Raw genomic sequence first — 17766 nt, forward strand, 5'->3', positions numbered from 1 at the left:
GCCGGATTGCATTTCTAGCGCAAATTCAACGTGAAAGGGAAGCTGTATGACTTATCAGTTGTATTACTGGCCGGGCATTCAGGGCCGCGGTGAATTTGTCAGGCTGGCGCTGGAAGAAAGTGGCGCCGACTATGAGGACGTTGCCCGGAACGAGGGCAGCCCTGCGCTGATGGCGGCCATGGCGCAGCGCGATGCTGCTCATCCGCCGTTTGCGCCGCCATTCATCGTGGCTGATGGGCTGGTGATCGGGCAGACTGCCAACATTCTGTACTTCCTCGGGCCGCGCCTGGGCCTGGCGCCAGCGCAGGAGGCCGGACGGTGCTGGGTAAATCAGTTGCAACTGACGATCGCGGACATGGTGGCCGAAGCGCATGACACTCATCATCCGGTGGCGTCAGGCTTGTATTACGAGGATCAGAAGAGCGAGGCGATGCGACGTGCCAGCGACTTTACCGGGGCGCGCATGGAGAAATTCCTGCGCTATTTCGAGGGGATACTGCAGGCCAGCCAGGACGGCCCGGCTTTCCTGGCTGGCACCGCGCTGAGCTATGCCGATCTGTCGATGTTCCAATTGATCGAAGGCCTGCACTATGCCTTTCCCAAGGCGATGGCGCATCTGACCCCCAGCCTGCCGCACCTCATGGCCCTGCACGATGCGGTGGCGCAGCGGCCGAGGATTGCTGCCTACCTGCAATCCCCACGCCGCTTGCCGTTCAACGAACAGGGCATTTTCCGGCACTACCCTGAACTCGACGCCGACCGGGAGCCGCCGCAGACCTACGCCAACCCTACTTGATCACCCGGTAGCAAGGGATGTACTGCTTGCCGGGCAGTTTCATCCGGTGCTGCTCGACGAATGCGGTCAGCAGGGCGTCCATCGGCTCCATGATGGCCGGATCGCCATGGATCTCGAAATGGCCATACTGCTCGATTGCCCGGATCCCTTGCTCCTTCACGTTGCCAGCCACCACGCCGGAGAACGCCCGGCGCAGGTCGGCTGCCAGCAGGTGCGTCGGCTGGTTCTTGTGCAGCCGAAGGTTGCGCATGTTCTCGTGGGTCGGCAAAAAGGGTTTCTGGAACTCGTGGTCGATCTTCAGCGTCCAGTTGAAGTAATAGGCGTCGGTGCGGGCCTTGCGGAATTCCCTGACGCGCCGCATGCCGGCTTCCATGGTCTTGGCCACCCGCACCGGGTCGTCGATGATGATTTCATAGCGGCGCTGTGCGTCTTCGCCCAGCGTGAGGCCGATGAAGGCATCGATCTGGGCGAAGTAATCGGCCGAGTTCTGCGGGCCGGTGAATACCAGCGGGAAGGGCTGCTCCGCATTGTCCGGGTGCAGCAGGATGCCGAGGATGTAGAGGATTTCCTCGGCGGTGCCGGCGCCGCCCGGAAAGACGACGATGCCATGACCGGTGCGCACGAAAGCTTCCAGGCGCTTTTCGATATCGGGCAGGATCACCAGGTCGTTGACGATGGGGTTGGGCGATTCGGCCGCAATGATGCCGGGCTCGGAAATGCCGAGATAGCGGCCGGTGCCGATGCGCTGCTTGGCATGGCCGATGGTGGCGCCTTTCATCGGGCCTTTCATCGCGCCGGGGCCGCAGCCGGTGCAGATGTCGAGCATGCGCAGGCCGAGCTCGTAGCCGACCTTCTTCGAGTAATCGTATTCCAGCCGGGAAATCGAATGGCCGCCCCAGCAGACCACGAGATTGGGATTGGTCAGCGGGCGCATCACGCCGGCATTTCGCATGATGTGGAACACCGCGTCGGTGATGCCGGCCGAGGTGTTGAGGTCGAAATTGACGTTGCCGTTGACTTCGTCGGCGATGAACAGCACATCGCGCAGCACGGCGAACAGGTGCTCGTGGATGCCCTTGATCATCTTGTCGTCGACGAAGGCGCTGGCCGGCGCGCCCTTGATGTCGAGCTTGATGCCGCGTTCGCGCTCGATGATGTCGATGTCGAAGGAAGGATAGCGTTCCAGCAGTTCCTTGCCGTCGTCGAGGTAGTTGCCGCAGTTGAGCACGGCGAGCGAACAGTTCCGGAAGACCTGGTGCAGGCCGCCGTGGCTGTTGTCCAGCAGTTTGTGAATTTCGGCCTTGGACAGGACTTCCAGGCGGCCTTCCGGAGAGATCTGGGTATCGACGACTTTATATTCCATGAGGCGTGCTTCCATAAGTGGAGATCATGAGGTGCATGCGTGGCCGTCCCGGGAGAGCCGGCCGGACGGCAGCGCACGTCAACATCATACTCCTTGGTATTGTCGAAACCTTAACCTAGTCGATCATCGACGACAGTGGTCAAACTGGACTAAGATGCGTTTCATTCTGTTTAACATCTCGCTTTCGTCCATGTCAGACCCGACACTCTACAACACCGAAGAAATCATCCGCCTGCTGCAACTCGAGGAAACCGGCGCCGACCGCTACCGTGGCCAGAGCCACTTCATGGGCAGCCCGAACGTGTTCGGCGGACAGGTGCTGGGCCAATCGCTGTACGCGGCCGTCAAGACGGTCGATGGCCGGCGTCCGCATTCCATGCATGCGATGTTTCTGCTGGCGGGCAATCACAGGCTGCCGATCGATTATGAAGTCGAGCGGGTGCGCGATGGCGGCAACTTCAGCACCCGGCGCGTGGTGGCGTTCCAGGAAGGACGGCGGATCTTCGTGATGTCGGCGTCCTTCCAGGCGGTGGAAGTGGGCCTGTCGCACCAGAAGGACATGCCCACCGATGCCGACCCCGAGCAGATCGGGTCGCTGCTGCCGCGCTGGCGCAACCAGTCCAATGCGGCACGTCCGTACCAGCCAGTGCCGGTGGATTTCCGCGCCGAGAGCGGCGGCGACATCTTCAGCAGCCACACCACCGAGCCGAACAAGCAGGTGTGGACCCGTGCGCCGCTCACGATGGGCGACGATCCGCTGATGCATGAGGCGCTGTTCGCCTACGTCTCCGATTACGGCCTGCTCTGGACATCGCTGCAGCCGCATGATGTGCGTCCCGGCGACCGTCGCCTGCAGATCGCCAGCCTCGACCACACCATCTGGTTCCACCGGCCGTTCCGGATGGACGACTGGCTGCGCTTCGAGATGGAAAGCCCGAATGCATCCGGCGGCCGTGGCCTGTGCCTGGGCTATGTGTATGACCGCCAGGGCGTGCTGGTGGCGACCATCGCACAGGAAGGCCTGATCAGGTTGCGCAGTCCCCGGCCGGCCGCCAGCTGATTCCTTCATTTCACCCATTGGGAGCAAGACCATGTCCATGCAGCCTTTCATTGCCATCGCACCCCATGAGCGCGATCTTGGCGGCTTTTCGGTGCGGCGACTGCTGCCCTCGGCGGCGCGGCGCATGGTTGGCCCCTTCGTGTTCTTCGACCACATGGGACCGGCGGAATTCGCGCCTGGCCAGGGCATCGATGTGCGGCCGCATCCGCATATCGGCCTGGCCACGGTGACCTATCTGTTCGAAGGCGCCATCGAACACCGCGATTCGCTTGGGTCCCTGCAACGCATCACCGCCGGCGACGTGAACTGGATGACGGCCGGGCGCGGCATCGTCCACTCGGAGCGTACGCCGGCCGACCTGCGCGCCAGCGGCGGGCGGATGCAGGGCTTGCAGACCTGGGTGGCGCTGCCGCGCGACCAGGAACATTGCGACCCGGCCTTCGTTCACCATCCGGCCGCAACGCTGCCGGTGATCGAGATGCCCGGCGTGTCGATGCGGCTGATCGCCGGCAGCGCCTTCGGCCAGACTTCGCCGGTGCAGTGCGCCTCCAGCATGTTCTATATCGCCGTGGAGATGGAGGCGGGCGCCAGCTTCGTGCTGCCGGACGCCTATGCCGAGCGCGGCGTCTACCCGCTGCTTGGCGATGTCAGCATCAATGAAGGCGTGCTGCCGGCCGGACAGATGGCGGTGCTGAGCCAGTCCGAGCCGGTGACGCTGCAGGCGCTGTCGCCGGCGCGGCTGATGCTGCTGGGCGGCGAGCCCATGGATGGCGAGCGTTTCCTGTGGTGGAATTTCGTCGCCAGCGACCGCGCCTTCATCGAGGAAGCCAAGGAACGCTGGCGCAATGGCGGCTTCGATGCCGTTCCGGGCGAGACCGAGTTCATTCCCTTGCCCGGCGAGCCGAAGCAGCCCGAGTCCTTCAGTTGAGGCAAGCCGTTTGAGCGTGGAGACATTGCCAGGCGCTGGCAGCGTTCATGAAGGCTGACTGGCGCTAATACCCGGCGCCCGGCCGCTGCCGCCTGCGCAGGGTCGTCACGCCCATCCACACCAGCGCCAGCCAGGCCACCCCTTCCAGGATGCCCGCCAAGACATCGGTCAGGTAATGCGCGCCCAGGTACAGCCGGCTGAAGGCGATCAGGCCGACCAGCGCAGCACAGGCCAGCACGCTGGCCAGGCGCCAGCGCCAGCGGTCGACCCGATGCGCGACATATGCGGCCAGCAGCCCATACAGCATCGTGCTGTAGGCCGCATGGCCGCTGGGGAAGCTGAAGGTGACCAGGTGCAGCAGCGGCTCGTCGAACACGGGACGCTGGCGGGCGAAGAACAGCTTCAGCAGCATGTTCAGCGCCATGCCGGCCGGCATGGTGAGCAGCACGGCCAGCAGCCAGTAATGATCCCGCTTCAAACAAAGGTAGATGGCCAGGCCGCTGGCCAGCACGGCGATGCCCGCCGGCGCATGCAGGTGGGTGATCGTCAGCAGCGCATCGGTCAGGGCCGGCGCATGGTGCTCATGCAGCCACTGCGCCAGCGGGCGGTCGAAGCGGGTGGCCGGGCCATTGTGCATGACCTGGAATGCCAGCAGCGCAAAGCCGATAGCGCATAGCACGAACACCAGCGCGCCCAACCGCCGCTGGGCGCGGGGCGCAGCCAGGCCGGGCTGTTCCGTGCGTCTGGCACGTGCCAGCGGCATGGGAGCAGGAGATGGCTTGGAATCGATGTTCATGGCAAGGGTTTTCCGCAGTATCGCAAAGCCCGGGATCAATCCGCAGCCTGAATGACGGCAGACAATGCGCATGCGCAAACACCACTGCGGCAGCGCCGACGGCCTGCTGTTTCGTGTTACGCTCATGCGCCCCCCGAAGGAACCGACGCTGTCCAGCGCCAGACTCGTCAGCTTTTCTTTTTACCGCGATCCTGATCCTTTATGTCCAGCAGCTATCAGTCCAAAGCGCAGTTCGAACAAGAGATTGAAAACCGGCTCGGCCTCGTCCCGAATCTGTTCCTTTCCACGCCGGCCGCGCCGGAAGTGTTGCAGCAGTTCTGGATGGAAGGACAGGCAGCCTATCTCGACAACCCGCTGCCTTCCTTGTTCAAGGAGCGGCTGTTCGTCTACCTGTCGCGGTTCTGCGCCGCCCGCTATTGCGTGATACGGCATGCCGGCTTTCTGCTGGGCCTGGGCTACCCGGCAGGCGATCGTACCGCCGCGCCGCAGTCGATTGAAGAAGTGATGACCCTGCTGCACTATCTGCCGCCGCATGCGGCCCACCTGCAGGGGGCGCTGCAGGCGTTGCTGGCGGCGCCAGCAGCGCTGACCTGCCTGCCCCGGACCGGCGAGCCCATCGAGCAGGCGTTGTTCATGGCCTGTGGCGCCATTGCCCTGGCGCCGGAGCGCAATCAGCGTGCCCGGGACGCGGTGCAGCATGTGCTGGGTCGGCAATGGAGCGGCCAGCTGTTTTCGCTGATTGCCTATATCCTCAAGGTGCACTTCTGGGCACGCCTGCATCCCGATATCGCGGTGGAACCCGACATGCGCGCATTCCTGGAGCGCGAGCCCGAGCTTGCCCAGCTGCTGCAGCAGCCGGAGCATGGGGAAACGCCGCCGAAGGCTGGCACGCCTTCGCCGCCAGACATGCCGCACGACGAGGCCACGGCCTTGCAGCGCAAGCGGGATCTGCAGCATCAACGCTTCATTTCGCTGTTCAGCCACGAACTACGCAACCCGGCTGCGGCGATCAGCGCCGTGTCCGACATGTTCCAGGTGGTGGGACTGGCTGACGACCGCCTGCGCAGCGCCGGCAATATCCTGCATCGGCAGATTCATGCACTGAGCCAGACGCTGGAACGGATGGTGGACTTGTCGGCGCTGCTGTTCGGCGACGTCCGGCTGGCGGGTGCGCCGACGGCGGTCGGCGATGTGCTGGCCGCGGCATTGCGCGAGATGGCGCCGCGCCTGCAGGAAAAGAACTGCACGGTAGAACTGCAGGCCACGGAGAGCAGGGTGTTCGTGATGGCTGACGCCCGGCGGCTCGGGCAGCTGTTCGAAAGCCTGCTGCAGCATGCGCTGAAGACCAGCCCGGCTGGCCGGCCGCTGCAGATCGCCGTTGGCGTCGAGGGGCCGACCGTCAGCATTGCCTTTCGCGACCAGGGGCCGGGATTTGCCGAGCATGCCCATCCTCTTGCCGAGCCGGCCACAGGCGCGGGCAAGGGCAGCATGAGCGTGTCCCTGACCGTTGCGCAGGCCATCGCCGCGTTGCATCAGGGGAGCCTGCACGCTGCCAGCCCCGGTCCCGGGCAGGGCCAGACCATGACCGTGACCTTGCCGCTGCTGAACCAGTCAGGCAATGCCGGCCAGGGCAGCCAGTCGGCTGCGGGCGGCGACAGGCCGCAAATGCGGGTGCTGGCCATCGAGGACAACCGCGATTTCGCCCAGCTGTTCCGGCATATGCTGGAAATCATGGGCTGCGAACTCGATATCACGTCGGATGCGCGCTCTGGCCTCAAGATCGCGCGGGACATCATGCCGCAGCTGATCTTCTGCGACATTGGCTTGCCGGGCGACATGGATGGCTTTGCCTTTGCCCGCACCATGCGCGCCGACCCGGCGTTGCAGCATATCCCGCTGGTAGCGGTGTCCGGCTACAACAGCCCGGCAGATGTGCAGCGGGCACGCGACGCCGGCTTCGACCGGCTCTGCGGCAAGCCGGTGAAATTCGCCGACATCAGCGAAGCGCTGTCCACCTTCGCCGCCAGCGGCCGCAAACAGGCGCCGCCGGTCTGAGCAACGCCCGGCTACGTTGGGCTGGCGTCGGTGCGGCGCGGCAGGCGGATATCGAAGGTGGTGCCTTCCGCTTCGCTCGAAGACAGCGTGATGCTGCCCTGATGGGCATCGATGAAATACTTCACGATATACAGGCCCAGGCCGAGGCCGGGCTGGCCGCGTCCCTCGCGTCCGGGCCGAAACGGCATGAAAGCCTGCGCCACCATCGTCTCCGGCATCGCGCCGCGGTTATGGATGCGCAGCCGCAGCCAGTCCGGCTCCGAGCCGTCGATGTCCACGCTTACCGGCGCCTCCGCCTCGCCATGCGCCAGCGCATTGGCCAAAAGGTTGGACAGCACCTGCCCGATGCGATGCGGATCGAACACGCCGTCGGCACTGCCCACGCAGTCGATGACGACCGGGTTGGTGTGCCCGGCCTGCCGGAGTTCGTCGGCGATCCGGCGGCAGACCTGCTCGACATTGCCCGGCGCCAGTTCCAGCGCCACGCCGCCGGAGCGGATGCGCGCCACGTCCAGCAACTGGCTGACCATCTTTTCCATGCGCTGCGCGCTGGAGCGGATGCGGGTCGCCACGGCATTGACCTTTTTCTCGCCGGACATCAGCAGCAGCAGCTCGGCGCCGTTGAGCACGGCCGCCAGCGGATTGCGCAGGTCGTGCCCGAGCACCGCGGTGAACATTTCATTGACCCGCAACGCCTCGCGCAGCTCGTCGAGCTGCGAGGAGAGCTGCTTTTTCTGGGCAAACATCTCGACGAAGACATTGACCTTGCTGCGCAGGACTTCCGGATCGATGGGCTTGTAGAGAAAGTCGACCGCGCCGGCCTGGTAGCCGCGAAAGCTGCGCTGCGGCTCGTTGATGGCGGCCGTCATGAAGATCAGCGGGATGGCCCGGGTATGCGGATTGCCGCGCACCAGCTCGGCCAGCTCGAAGCCGTTCATGTTGGGCATCTGCACGTCGAGCAGGATCAGCGCGACTTCCTGCCTGAGCAAGATTTCCAGCGCGTCCACGCCGGAGGCGGCCTTCAGCACCGTGAGCCCCGGGCGCGCCAGCAGCGCCTCGATGGCAACCAGGTTTTGCTGGATGTCGTCGACCACCAGGATATGGATGTCTGACGCGGGCGCGGAAGTGGCTACAGTTGCTTGCATGGTGAATGAAGTGTGGTGTCAGAGTCGCTGGTAAATTCGTTCGCTGGCGCAAAACTCTGCGTAGCGGTCGGCCTGGCTGGTAAAGCGCAATGTCTCGCGGCTGCCGAGTCCCAGGAATCCGCGGTGGATCAGCGCTTCGTCGAACAGCTTCAGCGCGCGCTCCTGGAGTTCCCGGTCGAAGTAGATCAGGACATTGCGGCAGGATACCAGATGGACCTCCGAAAAGACGCTGTCGGTGGCCAGGCTGTGATCGGCGAACACCACGCCGCGCCGCAGCGAGCGGTTCAGGAGCACGCCGTGCGCCGTGGCGGTGTAGTAGTCCGCCAGCGAGCGGGTGCCGCCGGCGCGCAGATACGACTGGCTGAACTGGGCCACCCGGTCGACCGCGTAGATGCCGGCCTCGGCCGCCTTCAGCGCTTCCGGGTTGATGTCGGTGGCGTAGATGATGCTGCGTTCCAGCAGGCCTTCCTCGGCCAGCAGGATGGCAATCGACCAGACTTCCTCGCCGGTGCTGCAGCCGGCCACCCAGATGCGGATCGACGGATAGGTCGACAGCACCGGAATCACCTGCCGCCGCAGCGCCAGGAAATACTCGGGGTCGCGGAACATCTCCGATACCTGCACCGTGAAGTACTGCAGCATCTGCGCAAACACCTCCGGCTCATGCAACACCCGCTCCTGCAGGTGCGACACGCTGCGGCAGCCGAAGCGCTCCATCGCCTGGCGTATGCGCCGGCGCAGCGAGGAGCGCGCATAGTGGCGGAAGTCGTGCTGGTATTTCTGGTACACGCCCTCCAGCAAGAGCGTCAGCTCGATATCGAAGGTGGTGAGGGCATGCGGCATGGCGTGCTCCGGTCAGCGCGGCATCCAGACCCGGCACAGCGACACCAGCTTGTCGACGTCGATGGGCTTGGCGATATAGTCGTTGGCGCCGGCATCCAGGCAATGCTGGCGGTCGTCGCGCATGGCCTTGGCGGTCAGCGCGATGACGGGCAGGCGCGCATGTTCAGGCATCTTGCGGATGGCGCGGGTGGCTGCCAGGCCATCCATTTCCGGCATCATCAGGTCCATCAGCACCAGGTCGATGTCGCGCCGCTTCTCCAGCGCTTCCACCGCCTCGCGGCCGTTGCGGGTGACCACGAGCTGGGCGCCCAACGGTTCCAGGATGCTGGTCAGCGCGAAGATGTTGCGCACGTCGTCCTCGGCGATCAGGATGCGCCTGCCTTCGAAGGCGGCGTCGCGCTGGCGCGCCTGCAGCAGCAGCTCGCGCTGGTTGGGTGGCAGGCTGGCTTCCACCCGGTGCAGGAACAGGGTGACCTCGTCGAGCAGCCGCTCCGGCGATCTTGCGCCCTTGATGATGATGGACTGCGAATACCGGCGCAGGCGCTGCTCTTCCTCGGCCGACAGCGCGCGGCCGGTGTAGACGATCACGGGCGGGAAGGAATACTTGCCGCCGGCCGCCATCTGTTCCAGCAGCTGGTAGCCGGAGGCATCGGGCAGCATCAGGTCCATCACCATGCAGTCGAAGGTGGTTTCCGACACCTGGCGCAGCGCTTCGGCGACCGTGCCGGCGGTGGTGATCTCGATGTCGTCGCCCGACAGCAGCAGCGCCAGGTTCTCGCGCAGCGGCGCATTGTCCTCCACCAGCAGGATGCGGCGGGCTTCCTTCTGCAGCTTCTGTTCCAGGCGCTGGATCGCCGCGATCAGGCCTTCCCGGGCCACCGGCTTCAATGCAAAGCCGACCGCACCCATTTCCAGCGAGGTGTGAGTATGGTCGTCCACCGACAGCATGTGGATAGGGATATGGCGGGTGTCGGGGTCGCGCTTCAAGCGCTCCAGCACGCCCAGCCCGGACTGGTCGGGCAGGCCGACATCGAGCAGGATGGCGCTGGGCTGATGCTCGCGGGCCAGCCGGTAGCCCTCGTCGCCGGTGCCTGCATGGATGCAGTCGAAGTCGAGCTCGTGGGCCAGGTCGTACAGGATGGTGGCGAAACGCTGGTCATCCTCGATGACCAGGATCAGCCGCTCGCGGCCGCGTCCGCTGCGGTCATCGCTGATGTTGACGATCCTGGAAGTTTCGGCTGGCGCGGCCGGTGCGGCTGGTGCCGCCGGTGCCCGCGGCTGCTGCGCCGGAAGGCTGGCCCGGCTGGTCTGGGCTGCCGCGCGCTGCGTGGCGCGCTGCAGCGGCGCCTGAAAAGCCGAGCCGCCCTGCGTCGCCTCGCTGCCGGCCAGTTCGGCTGCCACTTCCAGCGTGAAGGTGCTGCCCAGGCCAACCGCGCTCTGGACCCGGATTTCACCGCCCAGCAGCCGGGCAAGCTGGCGCGAGATCGACAGCCCCAGGCCGGTGCCGCCATATTCGCGGCTGGTGCTGCCATCGGCCTGGCGGAAGGCTTCGAAGATCACTTCCTGCTGCTCGGCCGGGATGCCGATGCCGCTGTCGCGCACGGCAAAGCCGACATGGCCGCCACTGCGGGTGACTTCCAGCACGACCTCGCCTCGGGCGGTGAACTTGAGGGCGTTCGACAGCAGGTTGCGCAGCACCTGGGTCAGCCGCTGGCTGTCCGTCACCAGGCTGGCGGGCGCGTCGTCGGCGATCCGCACCTCGAACGACAGGCCTTTTTCCCTGGCGACCGGTTCGAACATGCGGCGCAGCGGGTCGACCAGCGCGGACATGGCCACCGTCTGCGGCCGCACTTCCATATGGCCGGCCTCGATCTTGGACAGGTCGAGGATGTCGTTGATCAGGGCCAGCAGGTCATTGTTGGACGCATGGATGGTCTGCGCATAGCGGACCTGCTCGGCCGTCAGGGTGCCGGGCTTGTTGTCGGCCAGGATCTGCGACAGGATCAGCGAACTGTTGAGCGGCGTGCGCAGTTCATGCGACATATTGGCCAGGAATTCCGACTTGTACTGATTGGCGCGTTCCAGTTCGGCCGCGCTTGCTTCCATATTTCTCTGCACTTCGACCAGGCGCGCCTTCTGCAATTCCAGCCGCTGGGTGCGTTCCTCCAGCTGGGAATTGGCCTGTTCCAGGTCGGCCTGCTGCTGTTCCAGCTGCGCCTGCGACTTGCGCAGGATGCCGCTCTGCTGCTCCAGTTCCTCGTTGGACTGGCGCAGCTCTTCCTGCTGCACCTGCAGTTCCTCGCTCTGGCGCCGGGTTTCCTCCAGCAGGTCCGACAGGTGCTGGCGGTACATCGCCGAGCGGATCGCCACGCCGATGCCTTCGCCTGTCATCTGCACCAGTTCGCGCGCGGCCTCGATGTCGGCGCCCGGCCGCAGGAAACCGATTTCCAGCACGCCCTGCAGCTTGCCGTCGGCGGTGGCCGGCACGATCAGCAGCCGCGCCAGTTTTGACGCGCCGACGCCCGACGTCACCTGCAGGTAATCCTCGGGCAGGTTGGACAGCACCACGATGTCGCCCTTGCGCGCGGCTTCGCCGGTCAGTCCCTGGCCCATGGTCAGGCAGGGCAGTTCCGACAGCGGACGCGCACCGGCGTAGGAAGCGGTCGGCACCAGCAGGCCGGCTTCGACCCGGTACAGCAGCGCCACCTGCGCATCGACATAGCGGCACAGGGTGTGCAGGATCTTGTCGCCCAGCTGGTTCACGTCCAGCTCGCCCAGCATGCTGTTGGACAGTTCGCCGTCGCCCTGCTGCAGCCAGATCAGCTTCTGCGCCCGGTTGCGCTCGATGATCACCTTGCGCACCAGGTAGGCAATGCAGAGCAGCACCACGAAGCCCATGAAGCGGTTGGTTGCGCCGATCTGGGCATCGATGCCGTCGGGCGACAGCATGAAGCCGACCACCATCAGCACGATCTGGCTGCCGACCACGTAGAACGGCGCCAGCGGACGCTTCTGGAAAAGCGTCAGCACCACCGGAATCAGGTACAGCAGCCATTCCGCGTAACCGACACGGGTCTGGGTGTCGACCGCGAAGATCACCGCGCTGAGGGCGACAATGGCGACATAGAAGGGAACGGAGGACCTGGCGCTGGAGGGCATGGAGGATGCAGTCGGGATGTCTGGATGGGCCGATGCCGGCAATGGTGTCATGCTGGCAATAAAATTTGATCCGGATTATATGCGCTGCAGAAGAGGCTCATTACGCGCCAGCGCAAACATTTGCCGTTTGCAACATCCGGGCGGGGATTTAATGGATGGAAAGTTTTTCGGCGCTGTATACTGTCGGTTTCCCGGCTTTGCAAACGGGGCTTGCGCATGAGATGCTTCGGTCTTTCCGAAAACGCATGCCAGGCTACGGCCGACCATGGCGGCACACGCCGCCGGATCGTGCAGCTTTACGCCAGAAGGCAATCGTTTCGCGCAGCAAGACGAAACGACAATGATTGGAAAGATTGAATGCCCGCCTGTTCTCCAAGCGATTCCCTGTTTTCTCCCCTGTTTTACCGATGCTCGCGCGCGATCGGGCGTCTGCTGGCGCGTGGCGCGGCACCACTGCTGGCAATCGCAGCGGCCCTGGCCCTGGCCAGTGCGCTGTCCGGCGCCGAGGCCGCGCCTCCGGGCGAACTGGGCCAGGAGGATGCCAGCGCGCGCGCTGCCCACCTGTACAACTTCCTTGGCTATATCGAATGGCCGTCACGCGCCTTTGCGCTGGCCGACTCGCCGCTGGTGATCGGCGTGGTCAATGCCGAGGCGGTGGCGGCGGAACTGCTGCTGTCGACGGTGGGACGCAACGTCAACAACCGGGCGGTAACCATACGGCGGCTACGACCGGGGGAGAGTCTGCAGGATATCCACCTGCTCTACATTGGCCCGGGCGAGGCCGAGCAGGTGGAAAGCCTGCTGGCCCAGGTGCCGCAGCGCTGGACCGTGACCGTGACCGATGAACAGGCCGCCGGCGTGATCAGTTTTCGCCATGCGGACGGCAGGCTGCGTTTTGAGGTATCCACCGCGGCCGCCGAGCGGGGCGACTTCAAGCTCAGTTCGCGGCTGATGTCGGTCGCCATCGTGCAGCCGGGTTCGAACTGATGCCGGAATTCTTCAGCAGATCCATCACCCGGAAGCTGATGCTGGTGGTGCTGGCCACCACCTTCACCGGGCTGCTCCTGTCGGCGCTGGCAATGCTGGCCTATGACATCCGTACCTACCAGTCGGCCTGGCTGGACGACCTGCGCACCCAGGCCGACCTGATTGCACGCTCCAGCGCGCCGGCGTTGACCTTCAATGACCCCAAGGCCGCCACCGAAAACCTGGCACTGCTCAAGACCCGCCCGGCCATCGTCGCGGCAGCCATCTACGGCCCCGGCGGCAAGCTGTTCGCCTCCTATGCGCGCGACCGGGAACGCAGCGTCGTGCCGCCGGTGGCGCAACCGGCCGGCTACCACATCGACGGCGAGCACATCGTGGTGTACCAGCAGCTGGTCACGAATCATGAACTGGTGCTGACAGTCTACCTGCGCGCCCGCTACGAACTGATGGACCGGCTGCGCAACTATGCCGTCATCCTCGGTTCGGTGATGGCCGGCAGCCTGGCGCTGGCCGGGATGATCTCCCTGTGGCTGCAGGCCGCCTTCATCCGGCCCATCCTGGCGGTGACCACGGTGGCCCGCGAAGTCATGCAGCGCCGCGATTTCTCGCTGCGCGTGAAGAAAACCACCAATGACGAGATCGGCGTGCTGGTCGATGCCTTCAACGACATGCTCGACGAGGTCGGCCAGCGCGCGGCCGCGCTGGAACAGTCCAACCGGGTGCTGGAACACGAAACCGCCGAGCGCCGCAGCGCCGAGCAGGCGCTGCGGGTGGCGGACCGGCGCAAGGATGAATTCCTGGCGACCCTGGCGCATGAACTGCGCAATCCGCTGGCGCCGCTGATGAATGGGCTGGAAATACTGCGTATCGCCAACGCCAATCCGGCGCTGGCCGAGCGCTCCCGCGAAGTGATGGAGCGCCAGCTGCGGCAGATGGTGAGACTGGTGGACGACCTGCTCGATGTGTCGCGCATCACCACCGGCAAGCTGATGGTGCGGCGCAGCCCGGTGCAGCTGCAGCAGGTGATCCGCAGCGCGGTGGAACTGGCCGATCCCTTCATCAGGAGCCGCGGCCATACCCTGGATGTGCAATTGCCGTCCGGGCCGGTCTGGCTGGAAGCCGATGCCACCAGGCTGTCGCAGGTGTTTTCCAACCTGCTCAACAATGCGGCCAAATACACCAATTCCGGGGGCGCCATCCGGCTGGAAGCCAGCGTGGACAAGGGGCGCGCCGTGGTCCGGGTCATCGACAATGGCATCGGCCTGTCGCCGGCGATGCTGACCCGCATCTTCGACATGTTCACCCAGGTCGATTACTCGCTGGAGCGCTCCAATGCCGGCCTGGGCGTGGGCCTGACGCTGGCCCGGCGCCTGGTGGAACTGCACGAGGGCACGCTGGAGGCCTACAGCGGCGGGCCTGACCAGGGCAGCACCTTCGTTGCCACCTTGCCGCTGGCGGCCGCAGCCGCGCCGGAAGAGGGCGCCAGGCCAGCCGAGGCGGCGCCGGCGCAGCGCTTCCGCATCCTGCTGGCGGACGACAATACCGACTTCGCCAACAGCCTGGCCACGCTGCTGCAGGGCCTGGGCCACGAATTGCTGGTAGCGGCCGACGGCCTGCGGGCGCTGGAAGCGGCGCCGTCGTTCCAGCCCGATTTTGCGTTCCTCGACATTGGCCTGCCCGGCCTGAACGGTTATGCGCTGGCGCGCGCGTTGCGGGCCAATCCTGCCACCAGCGGCACGGTGCTGGTGGCGGTGACCGGCTGGGGCCAGGAGCGCGACCGCCAGCAGGCGCAGGAGGCGGGCTTCGACCACCATCTGGTCAAGCCGGTGGAGCCGGCCCTGATACGCGGCGTGCTTGCGCGCCATTGGGACCGCCAGCCCGCCGCCTGACCCGCCAGGTTTGATTCCTCGCAAGCCTTCCGCTCTTCCTACAACGCTATCGGAGTTACGCCTATCAGCCGCCGCGCATGCGGCTGATAGGCTGCATGGGCTCGATCTCGGCAGTCTGCCTTCCGCCATTCGATTCTGAATGCCGGCCGCCCGGACCCATCGACTTCCTCCTCAACCCATTTCAGTCCCGCTGCCATCCACTGGCAGGCATCGGGACGCTCAACCACGAGGCAAACATCATGGCAACAAAGAAGAACAAGAAGGGCGCTGACGAAGGCGCGGGTTCCATCCTCGCCACGGTATCGGCGCCATCGACCGGCACGGCGCCGGAGACCTTGCAGAGCAAGGACAGGCAGAAGGAACGCCTGCTTGAAAAAATGACGGCCAGCCAGGCGCTGGCGGCGGAAATGCCGCAGAACCCGACCAAGGGCAGCGAATACGGCGAAGCCGCGCGCAAGCCGGCGGCCGGCGTCACGGTCGCGCCGCCCAGCGCGCTGGCAGGCGCCAGCACCACCTCTGAAAACCAGGCTTCGGACAAGGTCGGCAAGGGCGTGCCGCCGCAGGGCGAAAGCCCGGTGGCCGACCCGCTTGACCGGGTGCGCACCGATTCGACCGGCCAGATCCTGACCACCAACCAGGGCGTGCCGATTGCCGACAACCAGCATTCGCTGAAGATCGGGCTGCGCGGCCCGACCGCGCTGGAGGACTTCATCCTGCGCGAGAAGATCACCCACTTCGATCATGAGCGCATTCCCGAGCGGGTCGTGCATGCCCGCGGTTCGGCCGCCCACGGCTACTTCGAGAGCTACGATGAATTCTCGAAGATCACCCGGGCCGCGCCGTTTGCCAAGGCCGGCAAGCAGACCCCGGTGTTCGTGCGCTTCTCCACGGTGGCCGGCGAGCGCGGCTCGACCGATACCGCGCGCGACGTGCGCGGCTTCGCCGTGAAGTTCTATACCGACGAAGGCAACTGGGACCTGGTGGGCAACAACATTCCGGTGTTCTTCATCCAGGATGCAATGAAGTTCCCGGACCTGGTCCACGCGGTCAAGCCTGAGCCGAACAATGCGATACCGCAGGCCTCCAGCGCGCATGACACCTTCTGGGACTTCGTCTCGCTGTCGCCTGAGAGCACCCACATGCTGCTGTGGCAGATGTCCGACCGCGCCATCCCGCGCAGCTACCGCATGATGCAGGGCTTCGGCGTGCATACCTATCGCATGATCAATGCGCAGGGCGAATCGGTGTTCGTGAAGTTCCACTGGACGCCGATCGCGGGTACCCGCTCGCTGGTCTGGGAAGAGGCGGTGAAGATCTCCGGCGCCGACCCCGACTTCCATCGTCGCGACCTTTGGGAAGCGATCGAGGCCGGCGCCTTCCCCGAGTATGAACTGGCGCTGCAGGTATTCACCGAGGAACAGGCCGCCGGCTTCGGCTTCGACGTGCTGGACTCGACCAAGATCATTCCCGAGGAACTGGTGCCGCTGACGCCGGTGGGCAAGATGGTGCTGAACCGCAATCCGGACAACTTCTTCGCCGAGACCGAGCAGGTGGCATTCTGCGTGGCCCACGTGGTGCCGGGCATCGACTTCAGCAACGATCCGCTGCTGCATGGCCGCATCCATTCCTATCTCGATACCCAGATCACCCGCCTGGGCGGCGTGAATTTCCACGAGATCCCGATCAACTCGCCGGTGGCGCCGGTGCATAACAACCAGCGCGACGGTCATCATCGCCAGGCCATCCATCGCGGCCGCGTGGCGTATGAGCCCAATTCGCTGGCGGGCGGATCGCCGGCGCAGGCGGGCTACGGCGTTGGCTTCACCAGCTTTCCCGAGCACATTTCGGAAGACAAGGTGCGCGGCAAGGCCGAACTGTTCGCCGACCATTATTCGCAGGCACGGCTGTTCTGGCAAAGCCAGACCACCTTCGAAAAGCAGCACATCATCAAGGCCTTCCGTTTCGAGCTGACCAGGGTGCAGATCCTGGCGGTGCGCCAGCGTGTGGTGTCGCTGCTGATGAATGTCGCCGACGAGCTGGCGCAGGCAGTGGCGGACGGCATCGGCATCCCGCTGCCGCAGGCCGCGCCCGTGCTGGCCACGCACACGCTGCCAACCTACGCGCCTTCGCCGGCATTGTCGCTGACGCACTTCCAGGGCGATGGCAGCATCAAGACGCGCCGGGTGGCGCTGCTGGTGGCCAATGGCGTCGAGGCAAGCGCAGTGCGCAGCCTGTACACCGCCTTGCTGACGGCCGGCGCGGTGCCTCGCCTGGTCGGCCCCATGCTGGGGCAGGTGATGCCGGTCGACGGCGACGCGCTGAATGTCGAAGTCTCGGTGGAAGCCATGCCCGCGGTGCTGTATGACGCCGTCATCGTGCCATCGGGCGAGGCGGCCGTCGAAGGCTGGAAGGGCGATCCGGATGTGATGGACTTCCTGCGCGACCAGTACCGGCACGGCAAGCCGATGCTGATGCTGGGCGGGGCATCGGCCTTGCTGCAGCAGGCCGGCATTCCGTCCAGCCTGCCGGACGGTGGCAAGGATGCTGCGCTGATCCTGGCCGAGGCCAGCGGCGCCGATGCCGCCTTCGAGCAGTTCAGGACCGCGCTGGCGGGCTACCGCGAGGCCAGGCGCGATGTGAATGCGCCCAAGGTGTAAGGCATAAGGCAGTTCCGCCCACGGAAGGTTTCGCGGGCTGCAACCCCGTCCCGGCAAGTCCGCGGCGGGGTTTTTTCATGCCAGGTAT

The 17766-nt window shown here is 65.3% G+C and carries 12 protein-coding genes; 7 read left to right on the forward strand and 5 right to left on the reverse strand.

Annotated elements, in window-relative coordinates:
* The first annotated feature begins 46 nt into the window (after nucleotides 1-46).
* Nucleotides 47-796 carry a glutathione S-transferase gene (locus tag KTQ42_RS05780; protein WP_217344650.1) on the forward strand — a complete coding sequence of 250 codons (750 nt, stop codon included), beginning with the start codon at nucleotides 47-49 and terminating at the stop codon, nucleotides 794-796.
* Here KTQ42_RS05780 and ppnN read toward each other — a convergent pair.
* A complete protein-coding gene (gene ppnN / locus KTQ42_RS05785) occupies nucleotides 789-2159 on the reverse strand; it encodes a nucleotide 5'-monophosphate nucleosidase PpnN (protein WP_217344651.1) in 1371 nt (456 codons plus the stop codon). The genes KTQ42_RS05780 and ppnN overlap by 8 nt on opposite strands.
* Nucleotides 2160-2349: 190 nt before the next feature.
* Between ppnN and KTQ42_RS05790 the strand changes: the two genes are divergently transcribed.
* Nucleotides 2350-3219, forward strand: a complete 870-nt coding sequence (locus tag KTQ42_RS05790) for an acyl-CoA thioesterase II (protein WP_217344652.1) — start codon at nucleotides 2350-2352, stop codon at nucleotides 3217-3219.
* A gap of 37 nt (nucleotides 3220-3256) precedes the next feature.
* A complete protein-coding gene (locus tag KTQ42_RS05795) occupies nucleotides 3257-4147 on the forward strand; it encodes a pirin family protein (RefSeq protein ID WP_217346826.1) in 891 nt (296 codons plus the stop codon).
* 64 nt (nucleotides 4148-4211) lie between these two features.
* Here KTQ42_RS05795 and KTQ42_RS05800 read toward each other — a convergent pair whose 3' ends face one another.
* A complete protein-coding gene (locus KTQ42_RS05800; RefSeq protein ID WP_217344653.1) occupies nucleotides 4212-4943 on the reverse strand; it encodes a phosphatase PAP2 family protein in 732 nt (243 codons plus the stop codon).
* Nucleotides 4944-5144: 201 nt separating this feature from the next.
* Between KTQ42_RS05800 and KTQ42_RS05805 the strand changes: the two genes are divergently transcribed.
* Nucleotides 5145-6998, forward strand: coding sequence for a hybrid sensor histidine kinase/response regulator (locus KTQ42_RS05805; RefSeq protein WP_217344654.1), 1854 nt, complete (start codon nucleotides 5145-5147; stop codon nucleotides 6996-6998).
* Nucleotides 6999-7009: 11 nt separating this feature from the next.
* Here the strand turns inward: KTQ42_RS05805 and KTQ42_RS05810 are convergent, their stop codons facing one another.
* From KTQ42_RS05810 to KTQ42_RS05820, 3 genes are read right to left on the reverse strand one after another with little or no spacing between them, the layout of a single operon-like run.
* Nucleotides 7010-8143 carry a hybrid sensor histidine kinase/response regulator gene (locus KTQ42_RS05810; RefSeq protein ID WP_217344655.1) on the reverse strand — a complete coding sequence of 378 codons (1134 nt, stop codon included), beginning with the start codon at nucleotides 8141-8143 and terminating at the stop codon, nucleotides 7010-7012.
* An 18-nt stretch (nucleotides 8144-8161) separates the two neighbouring features.
* On the reverse strand, nucleotides 8162-8986 hold the full coding sequence (locus KTQ42_RS05815; protein WP_217344656.1) for a protein-glutamate O-methyltransferase CheR: 825 nt from the start codon (nucleotides 8984-8986) through the stop codon (nucleotides 8162-8164).
* 12 nt (nucleotides 8987-8998) lie between these two features.
* Nucleotides 8999-12196 (reverse strand): response regulator, encoded by a 3198-nt coding sequence (locus tag KTQ42_RS05820; protein ID WP_249222649.1) that lies wholly within the window; start codon nucleotides 12194-12196, stop codon nucleotides 8999-9001.
* A gap of 306 nt (nucleotides 12197-12502) precedes the next feature.
* Between KTQ42_RS05820 and KTQ42_RS05825 the strand changes: the two genes are divergently transcribed.
* The 3 genes from KTQ42_RS05825 to KTQ42_RS05835 all read left to right on the forward strand — a co-directional run bounded on the left by KTQ42_RS05825 (nucleotide 12503) and on the right by KTQ42_RS05835 (nucleotide 17678).
* Nucleotides 12503-13132, forward strand: a complete 630-nt coding sequence (locus KTQ42_RS05825; protein WP_217344657.1) for a YfiR family protein — start codon at nucleotides 12503-12505, stop codon at nucleotides 13130-13132.
* Nucleotides 13132-15021 (forward strand): ATP-binding protein, encoded by a 1890-nt coding sequence (locus KTQ42_RS05830; RefSeq protein WP_217344658.1) that lies wholly within the window; start codon nucleotides 13132-13134, stop codon nucleotides 15019-15021. The genes KTQ42_RS05825 and KTQ42_RS05830 overlap by 1 nt, the downstream gene beginning before the upstream one ends.
* Before the next feature lie 239 nt (nucleotides 15022-15260).
* Nucleotides 15261-17678 (forward strand): catalase, encoded by a 2418-nt coding sequence (locus tag KTQ42_RS05835; RefSeq protein ID WP_217344659.1) that lies wholly within the window; start codon nucleotides 15261-15263, stop codon nucleotides 17676-17678.
* Nucleotides 17679-17766: the final 88 nt, after the last annotated feature.

This window comes from Noviherbaspirillum sp. L7-7A (genome assembly GCF_019052805.1).
In the GTDB taxonomy this organism is placed as follows: domain Bacteria; phylum Pseudomonadota; class Gammaproteobacteria; order Burkholderiales; family Burkholderiaceae_D; genus Noviherbaspirillum_A.

Bases quoted from the DNA above. Each gene is read 5' to 3' on its own strand.
- KTQ42_RS05835 (WP_217344659.1), top strand. From the start codon at position 15,261: ATGGCAACAAAGAAGAACAAGAAGGGCGCTGACGAAGGCGCGGGTTCC.
- KTQ42_RS05810 (WP_217344655.1), bottom strand. From the start codon at position 8,143: ATGCAAGCAACTGTAGCCACTTCCGCGCCCGCGTCAGACATCCATATC.
- KTQ42_RS05825 (WP_217344657.1), top strand. From the start codon at position 12,503: ATGCCCGCCTGTTCTCCAAGCGATTCCCTGTTTTCTCCCCTGTTTTAC.
- KTQ42_RS05820 (WP_249222649.1), bottom strand. From the start codon at position 12,196: ATGACACCATTGCCGGCATCGGCCCATCCAGACATCCCGACTGCATCC.
- KTQ42_RS05800 (WP_217344653.1), bottom strand. From the start codon at position 4,943: ATGAACATCGATTCCAAGCCATCTCCTGCTCCCATGCCGCTGGCACGT.
- KTQ42_RS05830 (WP_217344658.1), top strand. From the start codon at position 13,132: ATGCCGGAATTCTTCAGCAGATCCATCACCCGGAAGCTGATGCTGGTG.
- ppnN (WP_217344651.1), bottom strand. From the start codon at position 2,159: ATGGAATATAAAGTCGTCGATACCCAGATCTCTCCGGAAGGCCGCCTG.
- KTQ42_RS05815 (WP_217344656.1), bottom strand. From the start codon at position 8,986: ATGCCGCATGCCCTCACCACCTTCGATATCGAGCTGACGCTCTTGCTG.
- KTQ42_RS05805 (WP_217344654.1), top strand. From the start codon at position 5,145: ATGTCCAGCAGCTATCAGTCCAAAGCGCAGTTCGAACAAGAGATTGAA.
- KTQ42_RS05790 (WP_217344652.1), top strand. From the start codon at position 2,350: ATGTCAGACCCGACACTCTACAACACCGAAGAAATCATCCGCCTGCTG.
- KTQ42_RS05795 (WP_217346826.1), top strand. From the start codon at position 3,257: ATGCAGCCTTTCATTGCCATCGCACCCCATGAGCGCGATCTTGGCGGC.
- KTQ42_RS05780 (WP_217344650.1), top strand. From the start codon at position 47: ATGACTTATCAGTTGTATTACTGGCCGGGCATTCAGGGCCGCGGTGAA.